General features: G+C 52.7%; 15 protein-coding genes, 1 tRNA gene and 3 rRNA genes. 8 read left to right on the top strand and 11 right to left on the bottom strand.

The genetic code is table 11. From position 1 onward, the window contains the following. Positions 1-172 precede the first annotated feature (172 nt). From JFL75_RS17710 to JFL75_RS17685, 6 genes are read left to right on the top strand one after another with little or no spacing between them, the layout of a single operon-like run. Complete coding sequence (locus JFL75_RS17710) at positions 173-1,393, top strand: efflux RND transporter periplasmic adaptor subunit (protein WP_215627999.1); 1,221 nt, start codon at positions 173-175, stop codon at positions 1,391-1,393. A gap of 2 nt (positions 1,394-1,395) precedes the next feature. Further along, a complete protein-coding gene (locus tag JFL75_RS17705; protein WP_285291953.1) occupies positions 1,396-2,160 on the top strand; it encodes an ABC transporter ATP-binding protein in 765 nt (254 codons plus the stop codon). After that, positions 2,160-3,350, top strand: a complete 1,191-nt coding sequence (locus JFL75_RS17700) for an ABC transporter permease (RefSeq protein ID WP_215627998.1) — start codon at positions 2,160-2,162, stop codon at positions 3,348-3,350. Before JFL75_RS17705 ends, JFL75_RS17700 begins: the two co-directional genes overlap by 1 nt. Positions 3,351-3,371: 21 nt before the next feature. Beyond that, entirely contained in the window at positions 3,372-4,700 is a 1,329-nt protein-coding gene (locus JFL75_RS17695) for a TolC family protein (protein WP_215627997.1), read from the top strand. A gap of 15 nt (positions 4,701-4,715) precedes the next feature. Beyond that, a complete protein-coding gene (locus JFL75_RS17690) occupies positions 4,716-6,038 on the top strand; it encodes a sensor histidine kinase (RefSeq protein ID WP_215627996.1) in 1,323 nt (440 codons plus the stop codon). A gap of 2 nt (positions 6,039-6,040) precedes the next feature. Continuing rightward, positions 6,041-7,420, top strand: coding sequence for a sigma-54-dependent transcriptional regulator (locus JFL75_RS17685; RefSeq protein ID WP_215627995.1), 1,380 nt, complete (start codon positions 6,041-6,043; stop codon positions 7,418-7,420). A 27-nt stretch (positions 7,421-7,447) separates the two neighbouring features. Here the strand turns inward: JFL75_RS17685 and JFL75_RS17680 are convergent, their stop codons facing one another. The 6 genes from JFL75_RS17680 to JFL75_RS17655 all read right to left on the bottom strand — a co-directional run bounded on the left by JFL75_RS17680 (position 7,448) and on the right by JFL75_RS17655 (position 14,678). Continuing rightward, complete coding sequence (locus tag JFL75_RS17680; protein WP_215627994.1) at positions 7,448-8,404, bottom strand: sugar-binding transcriptional regulator; 957 nt, start codon at positions 8,402-8,404, stop codon at positions 7,448-7,450. A gap of 74 nt (positions 8,405-8,478) precedes the next feature. Further along, positions 8,479-10,068 carry a cyclase family protein gene (locus tag JFL75_RS17675; protein WP_215627993.1) on the bottom strand — a complete coding sequence of 530 codons (1,590 nt, stop codon included), beginning with the start codon at positions 10,066-10,068 and terminating at the stop codon, positions 8,479-8,481. Positions 10,069-10,129: 61 nt separating this feature from the next. Then, a complete protein-coding gene (locus JFL75_RS17670) occupies positions 10,130-10,972 on the bottom strand; it encodes a carbohydrate ABC transporter permease (RefSeq protein WP_215627992.1) in 843 nt (280 codons plus the stop codon). A gap of 12 nt (positions 10,973-10,984) precedes the next feature. Continuing rightward, positions 10,985-12,433: an FAD-dependent oxidoreductase gene (locus tag JFL75_RS17665; protein ID WP_215627991.1), complete on the bottom strand. Its 1,449-nt coding sequence runs from the start codon at positions 12,431-12,433 to the stop codon at positions 10,985-10,987. Between the two features lies 1 nt (position 12,434). Beyond that, on the bottom strand, positions 12,435-13,316 hold the full coding sequence (locus JFL75_RS17660) for a carbohydrate ABC transporter permease (protein WP_215627990.1): 882 nt from the start codon (positions 13,314-13,316) through the stop codon (positions 12,435-12,437). Between the two features lie 72 nt (positions 13,317-13,388). Next, a complete protein-coding gene (locus tag JFL75_RS17655) occupies positions 13,389-14,678 on the bottom strand; it encodes an ABC transporter substrate-binding protein (protein ID WP_215627989.1) in 1,290 nt (429 codons plus the stop codon). Between the two features lie 251 nt (positions 14,679-14,929). On the opposite strand from JFL75_RS17655, the gene JFL75_RS17650 reads away from it, so the two are divergent. Then, positions 14,930-16,048, top strand: a complete 1,119-nt coding sequence (locus JFL75_RS17650; protein ID WP_223292696.1) for a tyrosine-protein phosphatase — start codon at positions 14,930-14,932, stop codon at positions 16,046-16,048. Positions 16,049-16,264: 216 nt separating this feature from the next. Here JFL75_RS17650 and rrf read toward each other — a convergent pair. From rrf to pgsA, 5 genes are all read right to left on the bottom strand, one after another. Beyond that, a 5S ribosomal RNA gene (gene rrf, locus JFL75_RS17645) occupies positions 16,265-16,380 on the bottom strand. A 195-nt stretch (positions 16,381-16,575) separates the two neighbouring features. After that, positions 16,576-19,533 (bottom strand): 23S ribosomal RNA (locus tag JFL75_RS17640). A 162-nt stretch (positions 19,534-19,695) separates the two neighbouring features. Beyond that, positions 19,696-19,769 (bottom strand) — tRNA-Ala (locus tag JFL75_RS17635). 234 nt (positions 19,770-20,003) lie between these two features. Next, positions 20,004-21,548: ribosomal RNA gene (locus tag JFL75_RS17630) — 16S ribosomal RNA — on the bottom strand. The 16S, 23S and 5S rRNA genes sit together here with 1 tRNA gene alongside, the layout of an rRNA operon. Before the next feature lie 640 nt (positions 21,549-22,188). Continuing rightward, complete coding sequence (gene pgsA, locus JFL75_RS17625; RefSeq protein ID WP_215627988.1) at positions 22,189-22,779, bottom strand: CDP-diacylglycerol--glycerol-3-phosphate 3-phosphatidyltransferase; 591 nt, start codon at positions 22,777-22,779, stop codon at positions 22,189-22,191. Between the two features lie 73 nt (positions 22,780-22,852). Here pgsA and JFL75_RS17620 point away from each other — a divergent pair, with 73 nt between their 5' ends. Then, positions 22,853-23,638, top strand: a complete 786-nt coding sequence (locus JFL75_RS17620; protein ID WP_215627987.1) for a CDP-alcohol phosphatidyltransferase family protein — start codon at positions 22,853-22,855, stop codon at positions 23,636-23,638. The last annotated feature ends 8 nt before the right edge of the window (positions 23,639-23,646 follow it).

The following is a 23,646-nucleotide window of genomic DNA, read 5'->3' as shown; positions in this document are numbered from 1 at the left end:
TCGTAAAAAAAACAAAAAAGACCGCGGAAAAGCCGCGCCGATCCGCGCCGCTATCCCGGCTGTGTGCGTAATTCAATACAATACAACAAATTATTATATAACAAAATGTTTATCGTATATTTATTTCCCTTGGCATGATATCTGCTTATATATAAGCAAGGAGCAATGGGAAATGAAAATAAAATCAGTACTTGGCCCGATACTTGCATCTTTTGCGGCGGCGCTTATATTCAGCGCCTGCGCCGGGACAAATGGCGGCGGCAAATCCTATGAATTCACCACGGTTACCGTGGGGTCTCTGGAAAAAACCGTTTCCGCCAGCGGGACACTGCAGCCGGTTTCCACGGTGAATGTCCTGGCCCAGATGAGCGGAAAGGTCGAGCATATATACGTTGATTACAACGATACCATCGGCAAAGGCGACATCCTGGCGGAACTGAACACCGATATGCTCAGGCTCCAGCGGGAACAGCAGCTTGCGTCGGTGGTAAAAGCCCGGGCCAATTACGAACTCCAGCAGCTGAACTACGGCAACCAGGAAAAACTGGCGGAAAAGAACCTTATCTCCGAGTACGAGCTTAAAACAGGAAAAACAACCCTGGATATCCAGGCGGCGGAACTGTCCGCTGCGGAAGCGGCCCTTAAGGTCATCGAAACCGAAATCAACCAGTACGCGTTTATCACCTCTCCCATTGACGGTATTGTGCTGGAACGGAATATCAGCACCGGCCAGAACGTTGTCGAAGGATCGAGCAGCAATTCATCCAGCCTGTTTACCCTGGCGGAAAGCCTGCAGGAAATGCAGATTGAAGCCAGCGTGGATGAGCTTGATATTGCGGCGATTCGGAACGGACAGGAAGTCCGGTTTACCCTGGAGGCACTGCCGGGCAAAAACTATTCCGGTTCGGTCGAGACGGTCTATCTGATGCCCACCACGTCGGATAACGTGGTCAGCTATACGGTCATCATTGCGGTTTCCAACAGGGACGGGGCTTTGCTCCCGGGGATGACCTGCGAAGTGGAGTTTATCCAGGAACGGCGGGAAAACATTCTGATGGTGCCCAACGCGGCGCTCCGGTATCAGCCGGCGAGCACCGCAGCGGTTGCGGAAAAAAACACATCCTCCTCCGGCCAGTCAGGCCTGACCGCGCTGGTCATGCCCTCGGGCCCGCCCATGGGAAGAGGTGGCCCGCCTCCGGGTGGCAGGAACAACCAGGAAAACAGCACTGCCCAGACGGCTCCGGTTACCCAGAAAACCATCTGGTTTCTGAACGACGCGGGAAAACCGGAATCCGCCGAGGTGTTTGTCGGCATCAGCGACGGTTCCTTTACGGAAATAATCGGCAGCCCCGAACTGTCGGGCAAAGAAATAATCCTCAGGGAACGGGTATAGCCATGGCAATGATAGAACTTAAGGGTATCAAGCGGCTGTACGAGCTTGAGGAAATTACCGTAAAGGCTATCCGGGGACTCGATCTTTCGGTGGAAGCGGGGGAATTTATTTCCGTCATGGGCCCTTCGGGCTCGGGAAAATCAACCCTCATGAACATACTGGGCTGCCTGGACAAACCCACCGAGGGAAGCTACATACTCGACGGCATGGAGACAGCTAAGGCGAATTCCGATGAATTTGCCCTGATCCGGAACAGCAAAATCGGGTTTGTCTTCCAGGGGTTCAATCTTCTGGCCAGGACAAGCGCGCTGGAAAATGTGGAGCTCCCCCTGTTCTACAACCGGAAAAAACAGGAACGGAACCAGCGGGAACGGGCCGCCGCCGTGCTCCGGGAAGTCGGCCTGGGAGAACGGCTCTACCATATGCCGTCCCAGCTTTCCGGCGGACAGCAGCAGCGGGTCGCCATTGCCCGGGCAATGGTAAACGACCCGGCGTTTATCCTCGCCGACGAGCCCACGGGCAACCTCGACACGGAAATGACCCTGGAGATCATGGGACTTTTCCAGGCGCTCAACAATAACGGGAAAACTGTCGTCATGGTAACCCATGAACCGGAACTCGCGGCGTATACCAAACGGATCATAACCATGCGGGACGGGGAAATAATCTCCGACCTCCCGGTAACGGAACGCAGGAACGCCCAGGAAGATCTGGAGCAGTGGAAAAAAGACCATGCCCAGCTTTCCCGGGAACAGGAGGCCGGATAATGGGCCCGGTAAAACTGATCAGATCTTCCCTGAGCAATATTTTCCGCAACCGCATGCGGAGTCTCCTGACTTCCCTGGGTATCATCATCGGCGTCGGTTCGGTCATCGTCATGGTGGCCATCGGCGAAGGGTCCCAGGCGGAAATTGAAGCCCAGATTGAAGCCATGGGCACGAATCTCCTGACCATACTGCCCCGCAGGGGCCGCGACTACCCGAACCGGCTTACCAAGGACGACGCGGCAAAGCTGAAATCCGAGGCAAGCTATATCCAGGCGGTCTCGGGAATCAGCCAGCGGACCTACACCGTGGTGGGAGGCGAGAGCAACTGGTCAACCACGGTTATGGGGGTTGAACCGGATTACCTGATAATCAAAAACTGGGATGTCACGGAAGGCAGCTTCTTTGGTGAGGAGGATCTTACGGCGCGCAGCAAGGTTGCGGTGCTGGGTTCCACGGTGGCGGCGAAACTTTTCAGCGCCGGTGATCCCGTGGGTCAAACCGTCCGGATCGGGACGAATCACTTCAAAATCATCGGGGTCCTGGAAAGCAAGGGCGCCGGCAGCATGGGCAGTGATCAGGACGATATTATTCTGGTTCCCCTGGACACAGCCATGACCCGGCTGAACAAAACCCAGAACCTCAACTCCATATCCGTCAGCGTGGTACGCAAGGATTATATGGAAGCGGCCCAGCGGGAAATAGAGATCATCCTGCGGGAAGTCCACAAACTCAAACCCGGCGCCGCGGCGGACTTCGAGATAATGAACATGTCGGACATGATCGCCACCGCGTCAAAAACATCCCAGACCCTGACGAACCTTCTGGCGGCGATCGCCGGCGTTTCGCTCCTGGTAGGGGGAATCGGCATCATGAACATCATGCTGGTCTCGGTTACCGAACGGACCCGCGAGATCGGCATCCGTATGTCCGTGGGTGCCCGCAAGCGGGATATTCTTCTGCAGTTTCTTTCGGAATCCCTGCTCCTGAGCCTCATGGGCGGCATACTGGGAATACTGCTGGCATTCGGACTTTGCCAGGTGCTTTCGCTCCTGTCCATCGCAACGGTAATCAATCCGGCGGTAATTGCCGTCGCGGCCCTTTTCGCCGCCATGGTCGGAATTTTCTTCGGATACTATCCGGCGAAAAAAGCCGCGGGACTCTACCCCATCGATGCACTGCGGTATGAATAGGTTCCATCATAAGGAGACACCATGAAACGCTTACTGTTTATTCTGATTACAGCCGCCGCCGGGTTTACCTGTTTCGCCGGGGAGAATATAAACCTTGAACAGGCCCGGGCCCTGGCGCTTTCCAATTCAAAAACCCTTTCAAAATACGGCCTGGCCACGGAAAGCGCCCTGCTGGATGAACGGACCCAACTGTTCAGCAACCTTCCGTCCCTTTCCCTGGGGGTTTCGGGGTCCGCCACCCTGTGGGGCGGTGATACCGATGTAACCGACAGCCTTTCCGCGGGGGCCAGCATTAGTCTGTCCCAGACGCTCTGGAGCGGCGGTAAAAATACCGTCCTGGGTTCCATCCAGAAGATCGCCACCCAAATCACCCGGCAGGAAGCCCTGGCCGAATATTTCGCGGTCCTCGATTCCGCGGATACCGCGTATTACGGCGTGCTGAAAGCCCAGGCCGCGATGGACGCGGCGGACGCGGCCCTGGAAGTGGCGGCGCTGAGTCTGTCCGTCGCCGAGATCCGGCTGGCCGGGGGCGTTATCAGTTACGGAGAGTATCTGCAGGCGGTAGCGGAGCATGAGTCGAAAAAAACAAGCATCAGCCAGGCGAAACGTGACCTTGCCCTGGGCATGGCGAAGCTCAGATCCGTCACCGGGTTCTCGGGAATATCAGAGGTTGAAGCGGTGGATTTCGATTACTATGAAACGCTTATCCAGGCGCTGGCAGGCTTCAGTGACGATCAGTTCGATTCCCTGACAGCGTCCCTGTGGACGGCGGTTGCCGCGAAAAACCCGGAACTGTCAAAGGCGGTCCTCCAGACACAGAAAGCGGACCAGTCCGTTAACCTGGCGAAAAAGGATTATTTCCCGAGCCTGAGCGCCAGTATTTCAACCGGGATAAACTACAGCTACAACGACAATTTCAGCACGGCGCCGGGAAAGGTTTCGATAAACGGTTCGATTCCGCTGGATTTCTGGGTAACCGGCACCAATGTGGATACGAAAAAAATCGCCCTGGAACAGACCATGCTTGATTATTACAGCACCGAAAGCAATCTGGATATTGAAATACAGACGGGGCTGCTGGACTGTATAGCCCAGGCCAGCTCGGTGATTTCCTCCCGGAAGGCCCTGGAATACGCGGAAAAACATTTCGAGAACAGTCTTGAACTGTACCGGCTTTCCCAGGCGTCGGTATCGGATCTTTCCGACGCGGCGGCCCTGGTCAGCTCAAACCGGAACCAGCTTATCAACGCCCAGTACGGATTTTTGTCATGCCTTTCGGCTATACGGTCCCTCGGGGCTTTTGAATCGGAAGATCAGGTGATACACTTGTTTATGCCGGTATCTTTATAAAAAGGAACTATTTTAATGAAGATCGCCACCCGGACGTCGTCGTTGATTGTAGCTTTAGCCTGCTGGATCCTTGGCTCTGCCCTGACGGTATTTATTTTTCTGCAGATGTATGACCGGGCACGGCTGATCCGCGACAACGACAACGAACGTATACTCACCACGCTGTTTGCCAGCCTGCGGGATTACGAAGATTTCGGATCCGCCATAGACGATTCAGCGGTTCTTAAAAGCCATATCACCGGTCTGGCCGTGTACCGGGAAGACCTCGGGATGGTGTATTCCTGGGGAGAACCCCCTGCCCTGCTCGATCAGGAGCTTCTGGATGAACAAATAATCAGTAAAAACGGCAGGATTACCATCGCGGATCCCCAGGGAAAGTCTATAAAATTTATCGTGCGGACAGAAATCATGGCCCCGCCGCCGCCCCAGCCTGACCCCCACCGGGGCGGCCACATGCAGGATCAGCGTATGATGATGCGGGGACGGCAGCCACCGTTCTTCAGCACCCTTGACCGGGGTTCGTATCTGTACATCGATCTGTACAACCCCGAATACTGGCGGACCGACAGCACCATAAAAATTCTTTTCCCCATCTGCGAACTTGCCCTGCTGTTCATCGTATTCTATATTCGCAGGCTCTTCCTGAGAAACATTGAGTACCGGGAACGCATCGAAGGCCAGAAAAATCTGGTGGTTCTGGGAACCGCCGCCAGCACCCTGGCACACGAGATAAAGAACCCGCTTTCATCCATACGGCTTCAGACCGGGATCCTGAAAAAGCTCGGCCCTGAAAATGGAACCGAAGAAATTGCCATCATCGACCAGGAGGTTGAACGGCTGTCCGCCCTGGTATACCGGGTAAACGATTATCTCAGGGACGCCCGGGGATTTCCCGTTCCCCAGAATGTATATGCCCTCCTGGAGGAAATATCCCAGCGCATCTGCGGAAAAAACATAGTTGATCCCGGCACCTGCAGGGACTGCGCCGTATTTATTGACAGCGACAGGGCCCGGTCGGTCCTCGAAAATATCCTCAGGAATGCCCTGGAAAGCGGCAGCTCCCCGGAAGGGGTAACCTTATCCGCGGCCAGATCAAATGGGAATATTGTTATAAAAATAGCCGACCGGGGCAAAGGCATCCCCGCGGCGGACCGCAAAAGGATCTTCGATCCTTTTTTTACCAGCAAAAGTACCGGCACCGGCATCGGGCTCAGCATCAGCAAGCGCTTTACCGAAGCGGCCAATGGATCGATTGCCATTGAATCCCGGGACGGCGGCGGAACGGTGGTGGCCGTAACTTTTCCGGAATACACGGAAACACAAAAAAAGGATCTGTAGTTATGCACGTTTTAATTGTCGATGATGAACGGAATATCCGGGAATCCCTGAGAAAATACCTCAGCCTCGAAGGCATTGACTCAAACAGCGCGGAAACCGGAGAAGAAGCCATTATACTTATGGAAAAAGAACATTTTGACGCGGTAATTCTGGATCTCAAACTTCCCGGGATGAGCGGCCAGGAAGTTCTGGAATGGATCCAGGCCCGGGGAATACTGTCGCCGGCGATTATGATTTCCGCCCACGGGGAAATTCCCGACGCGGTGGAAGCCCTCAAGAGCGGCGCCAAGGATTACCTGACAAAACCCTTTGACCCCGCGGAACTGATTATAAAACTGAAAAGCCTGGTGGAAAACAAACGCCGGGAAAACCTGCTGGAAGCTGAAAAAAGAACCGCCCCCCAGGAGACAAGCCTTATCGGCAAAAGCCCGGTTATGAAGGAACTTTCCCTCCGGATCGACAAAATCGCGGATACCGATGTAACGGTGCTTTTAACCGGAGAGAGCGGTACCGGCAAGGAGGTGGTGGCCCACGAAATACATAAGCGGGGCCCCAACAGCGCCGACCCTTTTGTGGCGGTAAACATAGGCGGCATCCATGATACCCTTATGGAAAGTGAACTCTTCGGCCATGAGAAGGGAGCCTTCACCGGGGCGGCGGCCCGTAAACCGGGGCTCTTTGAACTGGCAGGCCGCGGCACCCTGTTCCTCGACGAAATCGGCGAAATGCCCATGGCACTGCAGATCAAACTGCTCCGGGTCCTCCAGGAACGGAAAATCCGGAGGCTCGGCGGGACGAGCGACATTCCGGTCAATGCCCGGATAATTTCAGCGACCAACAAAAACCTCGAAACCCTGGTTTCCGAAGGTAAATTCCGGGAAGACCTGTATTACCGGATCAATGTTTTCAAGGTCAGTCTGCCGCCGCTGCGGGAGCGCCGGGAGGACATTCCCCTGCTGGCGGAGAATCTCCTCGGCAAAGCCGCGGCCCGTATGGGGAAACCGGCCCATACGATTTCCCCGGAGGCGGAGAAGAAACTCATGGACTATTCATACCCGGGGAATGTCCGGGAACTGGAAAATGTCCTGGAGCGGGCCCTGATTTACTGCGACGGAAACGAAATCAGACCGGAGGATATTGATCTCCACACCATGGAACCCGGCGGCGTGCCGCCGCAGCGGACCGGCGGAAAACCAGCCGCCGGTGACGTTTCCGGCGGGCCTTCCCTGGAGGATATCGAGAAAAAGGCTATCTCCGAAGCTCTTTCCCGCTGGGACGGGAACAGGACCAAGGCGGCGGATGAGCTTGGCATAAGCCGAAAAACCATAATCAATAAAATTAAAACCTATGGTCTGGAGGATGGAACGGAGGACTCCGAATAAAAGCCGTAAGCGGGAATGTTTTCCGGGTCAGGGATTCCGGAGAAGCTGTTTCGCGGTATCTTCATCACTGATGAAAATATTCATCATACCGTGGGCAAGAACCACATCGATGGCCTGAAGTTTTTCTTCTCCATAGGAAACGAGAATCCGCCGGGGGATGAATTTCTGTATCCGGGGCGGAATGGACACGACCCTTTGGTTGCAGCAGCAGTCGAGATAATTCCCGTTGGTATCAAACCACCGGCCGAAGAGATCCCCCAGAGCGCCGGCTTCTTTCAGTTCATTGAGATCATCCTCACCGAGGAGCTTCTCCTCCCGCTGGAAACAATGGGGTCCCCAGATACCGACACCCGATACCAGGAGGGTACATTTTTTCCAGAGCTTCTCCATATCGGCCATATAGTGTTCATGGATAACTTTGGCAGCCTCCGGGGACGACGCGTACATAGGGTGCTGCAGAAGATGGCCCTCAATACCGAACCGGTTGGCGAAATTAATGATTGAAATAGTGGGATTCCGGTCTCCCATGGAGGTATATCCTCCCTGGAGCTGGACAACCTCAAAATGCTGCTTATCCCTGCCGATAGCCGGAAGGGTCATGTAGGGCATAACCTGGGACAGGGTCCTTCCGGCGGCAACCCCAAGCACATCCCCCCGGCAGATTGAAAGGTCAAGGTAAAACGCCGTCGCCTTTGCGAGCCGGGTCACCACATCTTCATAGGGATTTGTTCTGACGATCAGCGCGTCCCGGAGTTTATACTTGGCTTTTATTTCCTGGGAAAGTTCCTCATCGTCGTCAATCGAAGTTTTTACGGAAATCTTCACGATGCCCTGATCAATGGCGGCATCCAGCATCCGTGAGACCGTCATGGTTGAGACTCCGAGCATTTTTGAAATTTGGGCCTGGGAGTACCCCAGTTTATACTTGAGCATGGAGACGGTTACGAGCTGGTCCAGTTTGCTGGAATCGTTTGTTTTTTTCATATCATCATTTCTCAACGGTGAATCGCTTCCGGATCTGTTTTCACAAAATCCGGAAGCGATTCACTATAGTACTTTTAAGCCCAATCTTCAACCGCAAAAACATGGGCCGGGAATCCGCCCTGATGGCTTGCCGGCAGGCAGCAGATAGCCATGGTGAACTGCTTTTTCTTGATAAGCTTCAGGTTGCAGACCCATTCGACCACGGGAATATCGTTTTTGTGCAGCAGGTAATGGACTTTGTTGGGGGTGTACTTGATCGCCGGATTGGATGACACGGGATCGCTCTTTTCCACCGCAAAGTCGCAGACCAGAGCCCGGATGCCTTTTTCGAGCAGGTACATGCCCGCGTCGGGTGACAGGCCGGGACCGGACGCGGAGACCGTTCCGTAGAAGAACCAGTCGCAGTAGTCCGCGCGGATAACCGCGATGTCCCCTTTCTTGAGTCCGGGATCGGCGTCCCTGAGGTGAGTGGAATCGATCATCTGGTTCGGACCGACCACGGTGGAAAGATCCAGGAGGCACGCGTTGGCCACAAGGCGGTCCCGGGGAATCCGGACGTACCGTTTAAGCACTTCCTCCGGTACGCAGTGGCGGCCCCAGGGGTCGTAGAACGCCGCTTCGATGTGGGTCCCCGTACCGTGGCCGTATTCCATGTACATTTCATTGGCGATGGTTTCCTGCTTATCATTGACAATGGAAAACGGGGTAAGCCGGGCTGTCTTCTGGGTAATCCCCTGGATTTCCCGGGGCTCAATCCTGCCCGGAAGCACGTTGGGATAATCCCCGAACTCATCCAGCCGCCGTTTCGTTACCGGTGGTTCAAAGGGCAGGTCGTAATCGTAGGGATTATCGGGATAGCTTTCCAGTTCATGGCTGCAGTCGACAAAGTCGGTGGGCTTCTTCATGTTTACCGCGAACACCCGGGCGGCGCCGCCGGAGACTCCCCGGATAGGCAGGGGAATACCGATGAAGATCCAGTCATGGGAAGGTTTAATATCCTGAAGGTTTGTCAGGTCCTCAACCACAAGGATACCATTGCTGTTGAGTATTCCATGGATATTGTCACCGGACGCGCCGGTATACCTGCCGTCCATGCACCGGATATCGATGGCTACCGAATACACACCGGATGCCGCGATTAACTCCGCGGCGTCCGCTGATAAAACAGGGGAATCCGTCAGGTATTTTTCGCTCGGCTCCGCGGGACGGTTTTTGCTGTACCCCGTCCGGATCACGAGAATGCGTTCAGCCTTTTTCTTCGGCATAACCGCTTTCAGCATATCCGCGGTAATGACCGTTTTCGGCTGTACCGAATCCGACAGGTCGATCAACGTATAGTGACCTACCAGGTGGTCGCTGGTAAGGTCGGCCAGGTACTGAGGCCGCCGGTTTTCGGTGAATTTGCCATTGTAATACGTCGCGCAGGTTGTATAGGGTTTGGTGGTCAGTATCCCCTTGGTGAAAATTTCCCCGGCCTGCACTCCGCTCATCACATGGTTGAATTCGTAGTAGGATAAAATCTCCGACATCGACCGTTCCTTGGAAACCGGTTCCCTGAGAAGTTCCGGCTGGGGAACGACGCTCAACGAAGGCCGGACCAGCGCTTCGCCGTTGCCCACAGGTGCGGGAAGCGGCCGCATGGACAAGTCAATAATCCTCTTCATAGTAATCTCCTTATCTTATATCCTGACCGGGCTACATACTTCCCGGTCTTTTGCAATAGGGTTATTCCTTTACGGCCCCGCTGGAAATTCCGCCGATCAGGTAATTGGCGGCAAAAATTGTAAACAGCACCATCGGAACGATCATCAGGGTCGAATACGCCCCCAGCTGCCCCCAGAGGATTCCCTCATCGGTCCTGACCTGGGAGGCCAGCACCGGCATGGTGGCGGCCTTGGTCAGGGTCAGGGGAAGCGGCAGGGTCAGGTTATTCCAGGACAGGCTGAAGGAGAAAATCGATGTCGCCGCGATTCCCGGCGCCGCCAACGGCAGGATAATTTTGTAAAACGCCTGGAACCGGGTGCATCCGTCAATCACCGCCGCGTCTTCGAGATTCCCCGGGATGCTTTCGAAAAACCCCTGGAGCAGCCACGTTGAAAGAGGAATATCCAGGGCAATAAAGGGAATGATCAGCCCGAGCCGCGTATCGTAGAGGCCGATCCTGTTCCAGATAATAAACAGGGGCACCACAATGGCGATGGGCGGAATCATCCTGAGACCGAGGATAAGGTAGTTGATCCCGGTCTTGCCCTTCGGCTTAAGCCGGCCCAAGGAATAGGCGGCCAGCGCCGAAAGGGTCAGTGATACCGTAAGGCTGCAGGCGGTGACGATCAGTGAGTTTGTCAGGACCCGCAGAAACGGCAGATGCTGGGTCGATTTTGACCCGAAAATGGCCTGGTAGTTTTCCATGGTCGGCCTGAAAATGAATTTTGGCGGCCACGCGAGTATATCCGACTGATTCTTGAATGACAAAGAAATCATCCACAGAAGGGGCAGTACAATGATACTTACCAGTACAAGGGAAACCGCCAGATTGAAAACCCCGTTTCCCAGTTTCCTGATCTTCATAATTTCGGTCTCCTAAATTATGACGTTGTGTTTCGTCAGTTCACCCTGGAGTTCCGGAACCGGAACGTCCTGCATGGAAATATTTTTCCCCGCGGCCAGCGCGGCCGCGGCGCCCGCGGCTTCGCCGGCCACCATGCAGGTCGCTTCTCCCCGGATGGATCCCAGGGCGTCACGGTCAACGGAAATACACCGGCCCGACGCCGCGAGATTTTTTATTTTCCTGGGCAGCAGCGAACGGTAGGGAATATCGAATCCGATCGGGTTTTCAGCTTCTATCCACTGCTGTCCGCCCCGGTCCTGATTCTGGTTTCCGCCGCCGGAACTGTGGACATTCATGGCCCGGCCGCAGCGGCCGATGGAATCCTCAAATTTCCGGTTGGAAAGCACATCGTCTTTGGTTATTTGGTAGATCCCGTCCAGGCGACGGGATTCCCGGGTACCGATCAGCGGAGAGGTGCTGATGATGTAGCACTTCTCGAATCCCGGGACATACTTTTTCATGAATCTGAAAATCCCCGGAACCTGGTTCATCCGCATATCCTTTTCCGCCGCGGACAGAGCGTCACCGTCGGTGATGTCCACGCCGTAGGCCATATCCACCAGGAGTTTTACCGTTCCCCGCGGAAGGAAGCTCGTCTGGATATCGAAAATGGGATAAGGTATTTCAGCCTCAAGCCCGATTGCCCGGGGATACTCCCCGTTCCGCGCGGCTTTGTTCACAAGGCTTTTGAGACCGATCAGCGAAACCGGCGCGCCTTTGTCGTACATTTCCTGCCAGCGTTCAATTGTTGAAATGTGGAGATCGTCGGGATTTTCCTTAAAGTAATCCATGGTTTTCTGAAGATCCACATTGCCCAGAACCTGGTATACCGAAAGGGGCATACACCGTTTGGTCTTGGGATCACCCATGAGAAATCCCGCACCGGACCAGTCGATAAGATCACCGTCGGCGGTGCCGTCCACAAAGGTCTTTGCTTTAATCCGCACTTCACCGGATTTGTTGGCCACCCGCAGAGAGGCGATTCTGTCGCCGTCCATTTCAACACCGAATACAAAACTGTCCACGAGAACATCCAGCTTGAATCCGTCCGCCATTTTAAACAGCAGCGGAATGAGCGCCTCGGGATCGTATTCGATACGCATGGGCGGATCGTCTATGGTGGAATACGCCGCGCCTTCCATGGTAAGGCGGTTCATTATTTCCAGGGAAAGGCCCCGGGCCACCACCGGGGTATGCTTGTCTTCCATAAGAATGGAGCCAAGTCCCTTTTTCGTGAATCCTTTATGCACCCGCATTCCGTGGAAACCGGTTACCAGGCCGGAGGTCATCTGACCGCCGAGAACGGCGTTCTTTTCAATAATAAGCGTTTTCGCTCCCGCCCGGGCTGCGGCAAAGGCCGCGCCGATTCCGCCGGGGCCGCTGCCGGCCACTACGACATCGTATTTCTTTTCAACAGCCATACTATCCCTCTTTCTTTAAAGTCATTTTCGCGTAAATTATGCTGAAGCCGAATGTGATGATCACCAGGACCCACGAAAGGGCCGAGGCGTATCCGATGTGGTAATACGTAAAAGCCTGGCGGTACAGCTCAATCCCGAACACATTGGTCAGGTTGGCGGGACCGCCGCCGGTGAGCACCCACGGCAGCGGAAAGTTACGGAGCGCGAAGGTAGTTCTGAAAATAAGCGCAACGAACATGACCGGCCGCATAAGCGGAAGGGTTATATAAAACACCCGCTGCATTTTGGATGCTCCGTCCACCAGGGAAGCCTCGATGACATCCTGGGAAATGGACTGCAGCCCCGCGAGTACCATCAGCACCACAAAGGGGGTGTTCATCCATACTTCAATAGCGATAAGTGTGGCCATGGCAAAATCCTTGCCGAGCCAGACCTGAGCGGCGTCCCTTCCGAAAAGAACCGTCAGTATATAATTGAGAATCCCGCGGTCGGCGTTGAGAATAAGCTTCCAGGTAAGGGCGATAATCGAGGGAGATAACATCATCGGAAGCAGCACCACAATCCGTACCGCCTTATTGCCCCAGAATTTCCGGTTGAGGAACAGAGCGATCAGGAAACCGAAAAGCATTTCGAGAACCACGGACCAGAATAAATATTTAAAGGTGACACCAAAGGACCTCAGGACTTCTTCATCCTTAAAAATATCAATGTAATTTTTAAAGCCGATGAATTTCCTGGTGGTGTCTCCGATCAAGTCCCATTTGAAAAAACTAACCACAATGCTGTACGCCAGGGGAATAAACAGTACAACCGCCAGGTATCCCAGAGCCGGATAAATGTACCGCATCGCATAGCGCTGGTTATTCAATTCACGTTTATCCATAGACCTTTCTCCATGAAAGGGATTTTCGGAAGTATTCCCGGAGTTTTTCCGGGAATACTTCATCCGGCTGCGTTACCTGCTGAGAATCCTGATCGCGTCGGCTTCGGCTTTTGCCAGCGCTTCCGCTGCGGTCAGCTCACCGATTACGGCTTTCTGCAGATTGAGGGCGATGGAACCTTCGATTTCCTGCCATTTAATGTGCATCGGCCGGGCGATACCGTCTTTCATGGCCAGCTCCATATTCTTTGCCTCCGGTACGGCCTCAAGATACGAAGACTCATTGAAGATACCGGAAAGAACCGGGGAGTTGCTGGTTTCCACCGCGAGGCGGAGCTGTTCTTCATAGGATCCGATAAACTCCAGGAACTTGGCGGCGATTTCCTTGTTCTTTGAATTCTTGTTGACACCCAGTCCCCAGCCGTTTACCCGGTCCACGCCGGTGGTAAGGCCGCTGTTCCGCCCGTAGGGATAGAACGGAAGCACCTTGAATTTTCCGGTGTTGGGGAGTCCGGCTTTGTCCACCGCGGAATAACGGGCGGACCAAAGCTGTCCCATGACGGCGCTGCCGTTCTGGAGGGCTTCAATTTCTTCGGCGTATCCGTAGCTGAGGATGCCCGGGCTCGCCAGATTCGCGGTAAGATTGACAAACATCTGAGTTGCCGCGACACCCTGGGGTGTGTTGAACACGAAACCGGTCATATCATCGTTGAAAATATCCACACCGTAGGAACTCATGATATTAAGCCAGATTGCGGTGATATACGCCGGTTCGCTGTAGCCGCCGACCCAGCCCCAGACACCGTTGTTGCGGTCCGTTACTTTCTGCCCCGCGGCGTACAGATCTTCCCAGGTTTTTAAGGAAAGGGGATCGATTCCCGCCGCCCTGAATACATCTTCCCGGTAGACAATGACTTCGCCGCCCATCCGCACCGGAATACCGTACTGCTTGCCGCTCTCATTCTGCGGCCACCGGAACGTGCCGAGCATAGATGGAATAAACTGGTCGTAGTAATCCTGGGAAAAATTGAGTTCCTCCAGGAAATCCTTCATGAGGGGGAACCAGGTATCATCCATGGAGATAATATCCGGCGTACCCTGCCTTGAAGTAAGGGCCAGGACTTCCTTCTCGTACACTTCGGTGATAGAGAACAGAAGCGCTTCAATCTCAACGCCATAGAGTTCTCCGAACCGTTCCGCGGATGATTTAAGGGAATTTCCCGATCCCCCCGCGGAAAACAGCATCACCAGTTTTGGTTTGGCGGGAGCGCTCCCCTCTTTTTCACCGCCGGCAAACAGCGAGACCGCTGAAATAATCATCAGCAGCATAAAAACTAGAAACTTTGAACCGTGAATTCTTTTCATTTCAACCTCCAAAATGAAATAAGAACCGAACTAAAATTGTTCGAACAATAATGTTATATCTAACATTATTGTTATTTATAACATTGAATTTCCCGGAGGTCAAATAAAATTTTTATAAAAAATGATTTTTTGGAGAAATTTATATGGCGGTATTCGGAATTTACCGCGGTCAGCAGGTTCCGTTATAATCTTGTGCCGGCGTTTAGAAAAGGATATAGTCATAAAAATCAGTGCTTATTTAGGAGGAATATGTGAAAAAAACACCTTTTATCGGCTTATGTCTTGTTTTGCTGGTCTTTTCCGCTTCCTGTGCCGGCAGTCCGGCAAAGGCTGCTTCCTATCCGGAATTTACCGGCACCATTACGGAAGTTGAAAAATACGGCCATACGGTTACCGATGTGGCCGTAGCGGATATGTTCGGCGCCGGATATGCCCATGGGGATATACTTACGGTGACCTTTGCCAACGGGTATACCTTTGATGCGCCTCTGGTTTCGGCCTATGATGTCGAACGGGGACAGTATCTGGTACGTACCGAATACGGCAACGGATATGTGGCCGCGTGTATCAATTACGGCGATTTGGCCAAGGAAGCGGGGGTTGGTGTCGGAGATACGGTAACCTTCTCCATGAAGCAGAAGGCAGGCTATTTATCGCAGTATGAAATACGCCAGCTCACAAGGACCGACGAACGGTCCGATTATTCCTCCGACGCGGTTTTCGCCAATTTCCGGGAAGTGACCGCCGGAAGTATCGCTCCCGGGGTGCTCTACCGCGGCAGCCATCCCACAAAGACAGAATGGCCCCGGGCTCCCTACGTATCGGCCTTGATGGAAAAAGCCGGGATCCGGACTGTGATCAACATGTCGGATTCCGAAGCGGAACTCAAGGCGTATCTGGACAGCTCCAATCCCTACGCATCATCGTATTATAAAAAGATTTATTCTGAAGGGAACGTTATCTGCCTCAGCATGGGAATGACTTATACGGACCCGGTTTTTATTGACAGCATGATCAAAGGGCTGCGGTTTATGCTCTCCCATCCCGCTCCGTATTATCTCCACTGCAACGAAGGAAAAGACCGGACCGGTTTTATCTTCATTCTGATGGAAGCTCTTATGGGCGCGACCCAGGAGGAAATCACCAGGGATTACATGCTCAGCTACGTTAATTATTACGGCGTTGAGGAAGGCACCGCGAAATATACGGTTATTGCCGACGACAACGCCGTGGTTATGCTCAAAACCATCACCGGAACCAATACTCTCCGGGGTACCGATTTCTCAAAAGCCGCGGAGGCGTACCTTCAGAATAACGGTATGACTTCTGCTGAAATAACGAATCTGAAGCAGCTGCTTGCGGGGAAATAAGAGAGGGGCCGCAGCGGAATAAAAAAGCCTCCCAGTACGGGAGGCTTTTTTCAGCATATCAACAATCAAGGGAAAGACCCGCCAGATAACGTCTGGCGAAGACGTACAAAAACCTTCAGGTTTTTGAATCACAGTTTTTGTGGACAAAAATAAGCGAAACCAAGAAAAAAGGAGCCACAAAAACTGAAAGCCCCTCTATCCATGACAAATAAAAAAGCCTGGCGATGACCTACTTTCCCACCCCTTAGAGAGGCAGTATCATCGGCGTGAGAGGGCTTGACTTCCGTGTTCGGAATGGGAACGGGTATAACACCTCCACCATAATCACCAGGCAATTACTAACCAGTTTAGGGGTGAACAGAAACCCGAGCGGGTGCTGCTCACAAGGACGGATCGTACAAACAACTGCGTGTTTGTACGTTTGAGTTTGTGGGGTTACCCCACAAACTCAGTATTCATCAAGAAACTATGCAATAGTTTCTTGGGAAACACAAAATCCAAAGGATTTTGTGTTCAGGAACGATAATATGGTCAAGCCTCACGGTAGATTAGTATTGGTCGGCTGAACATGTTACCATGCGTAGACCTCCAACCTATCAACCAGGTAGTCTTCCTGGTACCTTCAGGGGGGTTGAACCCCCAGGGATGGTTAATCTTGAGGTGGGCTTCCCACTTAGATGCCTTCAGCGGTTATCCCTTCCGAACGTAGCTACCCAGCACTTGCCCTTGGCAGGACAACTGGTACACCAGAGGTTCGTCCATTTCGGTCCTCTCGTACTAAAAACAGCTCCTCTCAACCATCCAACGCCCATGGCAGATAGGGACCGAACTGTCTCGCGACGTTCTGAACCCAGCTCACGTACCGCTTTAATTGGCGAACAGCCAAACCCTTGGGACCTGCTTCAGCCCCAGGATGCGATGAGCCGACATCGAGGTGCCAAACCTTCCCGTCGATGTGAACTCTTGGGGAAGATCAGCCTGTTATCCCCGGAGTACCTTTTATCCGTTAAGTGACGGCGCTTCCACTCGCTACCGCCAGATCACTAAGACCTACTTTCGTACCTGCTCGACCTGTCAGTCTCGCAGTCAAGCCTCCTTGTGCCTTTACACTCATACGCTGATTTCCAACCAGCGCGAGGAGACCTTCGCGCACCTCCGTTACTCTTTAGGAGGCGACCGCCCCAGTCAAACCGCCCACCTATCATTGTCCCCTAACCAGCTTCATGGCCAGGGTTAGAAACCTAATCCGACAAGGGTGGTATTTCACCAATGACTCCCTGCAGCCTAACGACCACAGTTCATAGTCTCCCACCTATCCTACACATGTCGCATCAAGTCCCCATGATAAGTTACGGTGAAGGTTCACGGGGTCTTTCCGTCTAACCACGGGTAACCGGCATCTTTACCGGTACTTAAATTTCACCGAGTCTCGCGTTGAGACAGCTCCCAGATCGTTACACCATTCGTGCGGGTCGGAACTTACCCGACAAGGAATTTCGCTACCTTAGGACCGTTATAGTTACGGCCGCCGTTTACCGGGGCTTCAATTCACAGCTTCGCGTTACCGCTAACCGCTCCTCTTAACCTTCCGGCACCGGGCAGGTGTCAGCCCCTATACGTCTCATTGCTGATTCGCAGAGGCCTGTGTTTTTGGTAAACAGTCGCCTGGGACTGCTTTGTGCCACCCCCAACAACCTATTGCTAAACTGCCAGGGGTCATACTTCTCCCGAAGTTACGTATGTATTTTGCCGAGTTCCTTAACGCGAGTTCTCTCGAGCGCCTTAGATTTCTCATCCCGCCTACCTGTGTCGGTTTACGGTACGGTCTTGATAAGCCTAACCTTAGAGATTATTTCTTGGCACCATGATTACGCCCGCTTCGCTTTGCCGTAGCTCCACTCGCTGTCACAGCTCACCTCTTCTGGTGGATTTGCCTGCCAGAATCAACGGCTTACTGCTTCGACCGGAACAACCGTTCTCCGGCCGGGTTTCACCTCATGCGTCATCCCTTCGAAACTTATCAAGGTACTGGAATCTGAACCAGTTTCCCATCGACTACGACTTTCGTCCTCGCCTTAGGGGCCGACTTACCCTGGGCAGATGACCTTTACCCAGGAATCCTTAGGCTTTCGGCGGACGGGGATCTCACCCGTCTTTTCGTGTACTTATACCTGCATTCTCTCTTCCACCCCCTCCAGCAATCCTTACAGATCACCTTCATCAGTCCGTGGAATGCTCCCCTACCAACCATATCTTACGATATGATTCCGTAGCTTCGGTATACCGCTTAGCCCCGTTACATTATCTGCGCATCATTACTCGACCAGTGAGCTATTACGCACTCTTTTAAGGTATGGCTGCTTCTAAGCCAACCTCCTGGCTGTCTTCGCAATCACACATCATTTTACACTTAGCGGTATTTCGGGACCTTAGCTGACGGTCTGGGCTGTTTCCCTCTTGACTACGAACCTTGTCGCCCGCAGTCTCACTCCCATACGTTGTGTACTGGCATTCGGAGTTTGATTGGGTTTGGTAGGCGGTGAAGCCCCCTAGTCCATCCAGTGCTCTACCTCCAGCACATTTGTATGAGGCTGTCCCTCAAGGCATTTCGGGGAGAGCCAGCTATTTCCAAGTTTGTTTAGCCTTTCACTCCGAGTCACAAGTCATCCCTGCCTTTTTTAACAGACTAGGGTTCGGTCCTCCACTCAGTTTTACCTGAGCTTCAACCTGCTCATAACTAGATCACTTGGCTTCGGGTCTACGACATGCAACTAATTCGCCCATTTCAGACTCGGTTTCCCTCCGGCTCCGTGACTTCCATCACTTAACCTCGCTGCATACCGTAACTCGCAGGCTCATTCTACAAAAGGCACGCCATCACCAGCTTACGCCGGCTTTGACCTGTTGTGGGTTTATGGTTTCAGGTTCTATTTCACTCCCCTCACCGGGGTTCTTTTCGCCTTTCCCTCACGGTACTTCTGCACTATCGGTAGTTAAGGAGTATTTAGCCTTGGATCGTGGTCGACCCAGATTCCGACAAGATTTCTCGTGTCTCGCCGTACTCAGGTACCGCTCCACGGAGTCATAACTATTTCGTGTACGGGGATTTCACCCTCTCTGTCCGGCTTTCCCAAAACCGTTCCACTATACTTATGATTTCTTACTCCGCGGGTTACCCCAAAGCGGCCCTACAACCCCGTTATTGCTAACGGTTTAGGCTCTTCCGATTTCGCTCGCCGCTACTTTCGGAATCTCTTATTGATTTCTCTTCCCGAGGTACTTAGATGGTTCAGTTCCCTCAGTATTACTTCCGCCGCCTATGTATTCAGCAGCCGGATGACGGACTCGCGTCCGCCGGGTTACCCCATTCGGCCATCCAGGGATCAATGGATGTGTGCTCCTCCCCCTGGCTTTTCGCAGCTTACCACGGCCTTCTTCGCCTCTTAACTCCTAGGCATCCACCATAAACCCTTCTTCGCTTGACCATATTATCGTTCCAGGATATCCACAGCTCGCGCCCTAAATATCCTTCCCATGCGTCTGTGCCTCTCAGCACTTCCGCACGTTTCCGTCCCTTCCCTATTCGTTTCAAAGATCATCTTACATACAGAATTTTACATCTGTATAAACGCCAAAGCGGCGTTTACTGGAGATAAGGGGATTCGAACCCCTGACCTACGGCTTGCAAAGCCGCCGCTCTAGCCAGCTGAGCTATATCCCCGCTCAGAAGGAATCTATATGCATCATCCGGCAAAACCCGATGTTACATTCAAAAAAAGGGAGAGGGAGCAGAAAGAAGAAGGAAGGGTGGTACGGATCCCTGAAGATCCGTACCGGTTTCGGCTGTACAAAGCCTTCAGTCTGATCAGATGTTACCATCGGCGACTGCATTATGAAGTTTCCATCAGGAAACTCCGTGACAAAAACCGTCAGGTTTTTGTCCCCTTTCACTGTGAAAGGAGGTGATCCAGCCGCACTTTCCAGTACGGCTACCTTGTTACGACTTCACCCTCCTTACTAAACGTACCTTCGACAGCGTCCTCCTTTACAGGTTAGACTACCGGCTTCGGGTACCTCCAACTCGGATGGTGTGACGGGCGGTGTGTACAAGGCCCGGGAACGTATTCACCGCGCCGTGCTGATGCGCGATTACTAGCGATTCCAACTTCATGAAGTCGAGTTTCAGACTTCAATCCGAACTACGGCCGGCTTTTTGCGCTTCGCTCTAACCTCGCGGTTTCGCTTCGCTTTGTACCGACCATTGTAGCACGTGTGTAGCCCTGGACATAAGGGCCATGATGACTTGACGTCATCCCCACCTTCCTCCGGTTTGTCACCGGCAGTTCCGCCAGAGTCCTCAGCGTTACCTGTTAGTAACTGGCAGTAGGGGTTGCGCTCGTTGCGGGACTTAACCCAACACCTCACGGCACGAGCTGACGACAGCCATGCAGCACCTGTAACGAGACGTATTGCTACGCTGTACTATCTCTAGCACATCCCTCGCTATGTCAAACCCAGGTAAGGTTCCTCGCGTATCATCGAATTAAACCACATGCTCCACCGCTTGTGCGGGCCCCCGTCAATTCCTTTGAGTTTCACCCTTGCGGGCATACTCCCCAGGCGGTACACTTATCACGTTAGCTTCGGCACTGATCCGCTCGGACCAACACCTAGTGTACATCGTTTATGGTGTGGACTACCAGGGTATCTAATCCTGTTTGCTCCCCACACTTTCGCGCCTCAGCGTCAGTCATTGGCTAGAAGTTCGCCTTCGCCACCGGTGTTCTTCCTAATATCTACAGATTTCACCCCTACACTAGGAATTCCAACTCCCCCTCCATGACTCTAGTCTTACAGTTCCCAACGCAGTCCCGCAGTTAAGCTGCGGGCTTTCACGCCAGGCTTATAAAACCGCCTACGCGCCCTTTACGCCCAATAATTCCGAACAACGCTTGCCCCTTACGTGTTACCGCGGCTGCTGGCACGTAATTAGCCGGGGCTTATTCGTTGACTAATGTCATCACACGGGCATTCCCTCCCATGCTTATTCTTCATCAACAAAAGGATTTTACAACCTTTCGGCCTTCGTCATCCACGCGGCGTCGCTCCGTCAGACTTTCGTCCATTGCGGAATATTCTTAGCTGCTGCCTCCCGTAGGAGTCTGGGCCGTATCTCAGTCCCAGTGTGGCCGTTCACCCTCTCAGGCCGGCTACCCATCATCGCCTTGGTGGTCCTTTACACCCCCAACTAGCTAATGGGACGCGGGCTCATCTCAAGGCGGAGCCAAAGCTCCTTTCTTTTCCAGACCACAGTCCGGAAACCACATTCGGTATTACCCGCTATTTCTAACGGCTATCCCCAACCTTAAGGTAGATCACCCACGCGTTACTCACCAGTCCGCCGCTCTAGGCCGGTGCAAGCACCGACTTGCCGCTCGACTTGCATGCTTAAGACGCGCCGCCAGCGTTCGTTCTGAGCCAGGATCAAACTCTCCATGATATATTTTCTATCAGTCCGAAGACTGGTAGATATCATTTCAAGCCCCTTCCTCAAAAAGACGGGAGATCATATCTCTACAATCTCTCTATACGCTTCGCTTCCATAACTTCACTTCCGTAAAGCTATCTCTGCTGGCTTTTCTCTTTCTTCTTTCTTGAATAAATCCACTTCGCTTCCTCATTTCCTTTATGAAAAAATAAACCGAGGTTTATTTCTTCGAAAATGAAAAAGCTCCGCTTTTTCATTCCTCCCCTTCCCTGTATTTCCAAATATCTCCGGCGCTTTAGCTTCCGCTTCGCACCGCTCTATCTTCTGTCCGTTCTCTCAAACAGACCCTCAGATCGTTTCCTCTGCCTCAACCCACAGCAACTTCTATGCCAAGGCCGCAGTACGCCTCTCAGGCGGTTTGCAGACATTACAACATCCGCTCATTTCTGTCAAGCATTTTAATGTATAAGTTTTTCAAAAAGACCAAAAGAACTTACGGTTACAACGCTTTCCATGTACACCGCTTACCCAGCGGCGCAGAAACAAATATAGTATTTATACGAAGAAAAAGTCAATACATTTTACCGTCTTCTTCACACTTTTCCGGCAAAAAATATTTTATTTTGAAATAAAAATCAGAGAATTTTTGAAATCAGTTTTTTCCCGCTTTCCGGTACACCGAAACATAGTCAAAGAACGAAACCACGGAAATAATCACGGAAACCGCGAAAATACCAACCGCAATATACTTAAATATTGAAAAGAGCGATTCATCCATGCCAAGCCGCCGGACGGTGGACGCGATGAGCGCGACCCCGCCGGAAAGCATATAGGTGAAAGCCTTAATCTTGCCGCCCCAGCGGGCGCCCATGGCAATACCCTGCTTCATCATAAGGGTACGGAGGAATTGAATACCGAATTCGCGGTACAGCACTAAAAGGAAAAGCAGTACCGGAAGAATCCCATCCACCACAAAACACAGAAAATAGGTGATCCGAACCAAGACATCGGCGAAGGGATCGAAGAGTTTTCCAAAATCGGTGACCTCATTGCGTCCCCGGGCGACCTTTCCGTCCACCAGGTCCGTGATTTCCGAAACGATAAATAGAAGCCATAATACGGGAATTGTCCAAAAGGCCCCAGCCGCGTCCCAGCGGGGAAAAAAAACCTGAAGCAGATACACTATAAAAAACAACGGCGCCATAACAAGGCGCGAAAAAGTTATTTTGTCCGCGATGGTCATAATTTCAGTATGAGGTTTGACAAGACCCCTGTCAAGCGCTAGGTTTTAGAGGCATATACAACAGGAGGATTTTATGGGCTCTCTACGGGCAGATTCCTTATCCAAATCTTTGTCCAAATCTATTATAGGAACCGCGGTCCTGTACTGCCTGCTTGAAATGGCGGGTTTTCTTGCGGTGGCTTTTTCGCTTTCCTTCCCCGCGGGGTTTACCATGCTGTTTGCGGCGGTGCAGATCGTTTTCCATATAGGTCTGATCCTCTTTTTACTGTACAACTCCGCGCTTTTTTACAACCTCAGCAGCGGCGAACACATGACCAAGGTTAACATTGCCAATAAAATCACCATGATACGGATCAGCATGGTTCCCTTCCTGTTATTTCTGATCCTGGCGGCCAGCCAATATCCGGTGGGCCCCATACTGGTGCCGGCCACGGCGCTGACCTTCCTGACGGATCTGATCGACGGGCATGTTTCACGGTCGCGGAAAGAAGAAACCTATATGGGGAAGATCCTCGACTCCATCAGCGACTATTCGCTGCTCATGGTGGTAGGGATTGCCTATTACATATTCCAGCTTCTGCCGGCCTGGCTGTTCTGGCTTATCGTATTCCGGCTGCTTTTCCAGGGCATATTAATGCTGATACTGTATATAAGACGGCAAAAGCTCATCCCCCAGACAACGATATTCGGCAAGGTTGCGGTGGCGTCCACCATGGTGCTGTTTGCCCTGGAACTGGTACGGATCGTGTTTCCTTCGCTCGTACCGTATCTTATTTATCCGGAAATTATCGTGGGGATCCTGATAAGCCTGTCTATTATCGATAAAGCAGTATACTTCATCAAATCCATCAGGGCCTGATGGTTCCG

Source organism: Breznakiella homolactica, assembly GCF_016616095.2.
Taxonomy (GTDB): domain Bacteria; phylum Spirochaetota; class Spirochaetia; order Treponematales; family Breznakiellaceae; genus Breznakiella; species Breznakiella homolactica.
This window is presented reverse-complemented; position numbering and strand designations above follow the sequence as displayed.

Excerpts from the sequence above, each read along its gene's own strand:
- JFL75_RS17700 (WP_215627998.1), top strand. The coding sequence starts at position 2,160 with ATGGGCCCGGTAAAACTGATCAGATCTTCCCTGAGCAATATTTTCCGC.
- JFL75_RS17685 (WP_215627995.1), top strand. The coding sequence starts at position 6,041 with ATGCACGTTTTAATTGTCGATGATGAACGGAATATCCGGGAATCCCTG.
- JFL75_RS17655 (WP_215627989.1), bottom strand. The coding sequence starts at position 14,678 with ATGAAAAGAATTCACGGTTCAAAGTTTCTAGTTTTTATGCTGCTGATG.
- JFL75_RS17695 (WP_215627997.1), top strand. The coding sequence starts at position 3,372 with ATGAAACGCTTACTGTTTATTCTGATTACAGCCGCCGCCGGGTTTACC.
- pgsA (WP_215627988.1), bottom strand. The coding sequence starts at position 22,779 with ATGACCATCGCGGACAAAATAACTTTTTCGCGCCTTGTTATGGCGCCG.
- JFL75_RS17690 (WP_215627996.1), top strand. The coding sequence starts at position 4,716 with ATGAAGATCGCCACCCGGACGTCGTCGTTGATTGTAGCTTTAGCCTGC.
- JFL75_RS17670 (WP_215627992.1), bottom strand. The coding sequence starts at position 10,972 with ATGAAGATCAGGAAACTGGGAAACGGGGTTTTCAATCTGGCGGTTTCC.
- JFL75_RS17680 (WP_215627994.1), bottom strand. The coding sequence starts at position 8,404 with ATGAAAAAAACAAACGATTCCAGCAAACTGGACCAGCTCGTAACCGTC.
- JFL75_RS17620 (WP_215627987.1), top strand. The coding sequence starts at position 22,853 with ATGGGCTCTCTACGGGCAGATTCCTTATCCAAATCTTTGTCCAAATCT.
- JFL75_RS17705 (WP_285291953.1), top strand. The coding sequence starts at position 1,396 with ATGGCAATGATAGAACTTAAGGGTATCAAGCGGCTGTACGAGCTTGAG.
- JFL75_RS17675 (WP_215627993.1), bottom strand. The coding sequence starts at position 10,068 with ATGAAGAGGATTATTGACTTGTCCATGCGGCCGCTTCCCGCACCTGTG.
- JFL75_RS17710 (WP_215627999.1), top strand. The coding sequence starts at position 173 with ATGAAAATAAAATCAGTACTTGGCCCGATACTTGCATCTTTTGCGGCG.
- JFL75_RS17665 (WP_215627991.1), bottom strand. The coding sequence starts at position 12,433 with ATGGCTGTTGAAAAGAAATACGATGTCGTAGTGGCCGGCAGCGGCCCC.
- JFL75_RS17660 (WP_215627990.1), bottom strand. The coding sequence starts at position 13,316 with ATGGATAAACGTGAATTGAATAACCAGCGCTATGCGATGCGGTACATT.